The 1,098-nt window shown below is 74.4% G+C and carries 1 protein-coding gene; it reads right to left on the reverse strand.

Annotated elements, in window-relative coordinates:
• Window positions 1-1,098 (reverse strand): DNA-3-methyladenine glycosylase 2 (locus tag GA0115259_RS31425; RefSeq protein WP_107469307.1); only part of this gene is annotated, 1,098 nt, incomplete at both ends.

The raw sequence follows: 1,098 nt of genomic DNA on the forward strand, positions 1-1,098 counted from the left end.
CGCCGCGTGAGCGCGGCGGGAGTGGACGGCAGGCCGAGCCTCCCGGCGGCCCGGCGGACGCCGAGATCGGTCGGCAGGAACGCGTCGGGATCGCCGAGCGCGCGCATCGCGATCGCCTCGACCGTCCATGGCCCGAACCCGGGCAGGGCGGTGAGCTGCTTCCGCACCTGTTCCCAGTCGCTGTCGGTGCCGAGCCGGAGCGAGCCGTCGGCGAGCGCCGCGACAAGGCTGATCAGAGTGGTACGCCGGGTGCGCGGCAGCGCCAGCGCCTCCGGATCGAGCGCGGCCAGCGCCTCCGGAGCCGGGAAGAGATGCGTCAGCCCGCCCTCCGGATCCTCGACCGGCACGCCGTGCGCGGTGACCAGCCGGGCCGCGTGCGTCCGCGCGGCGGCGGTGGAGACCTGCTGGCCGAGCACGGCCCGTACGGCGAACTCGGCGGCGTCGACGGTACGCGGCACCCGCCGTCCCGGCGCCTTGTCGACCAGCGGCGCCAGCAGCGGATCGGCGCGCAGTTGTTCGTCCACGGCGACCGGATCGGCGTCCAGGTCGAGCATCCGGCGGCAGCTGCTGATGGCGAGTGTGAGATCGCGCGGATCGGTGAGGGAGAGCCGGCAGGCGATGTGGTCGGGGCGCGGGGAAAGGGAGACGATGCCATGTCCGTACGGCAGGGAGAGCGTGCGCCGGTAGGCGCCGTCGCGCCACTCCTCGACACCGGGAACGGCGGTCGCGACGAGGTGTCCGAAGAGGTTGTCCGGGTTGAGAGGCGTACGGAACGGCAGCCGCAGCGAGATCGCGCCGGGAGTGCCGGGCTGTTCGCGGGTGTCCCCCGCCCGTGTGACGCGTGACGCGGCCGAGCCGCGCGAGGCGCGCGTACGCAGCTCGCTCGGCGAGAGCGCGAAGACCTCGCGGACGGTGTCGTTGAAGGCCCGGATGGAGGCGAATCCCGCCGCGAAGGCGACCTCGGCCATCGGCAGCGCGGTCGTCTCGATGAGCACACGCGCCGTCTGCGCCCGCTGTGCGCGAGCCAGCGCGAGAGGTCCCGCGCCCAGCTCGGCGAGGAGCTGCCGCTCGATCTGGCGGGCGGAGTAGCCCAGCCGC

The sequence above is a fragment of the Streptomyces sp. MnatMP-M17 genome, assembly GCF_900091995.1.
Taxonomy (GTDB): domain Bacteria; phylum Actinomycetota; class Actinomycetes; order Streptomycetales; family Streptomycetaceae; genus Streptomyces.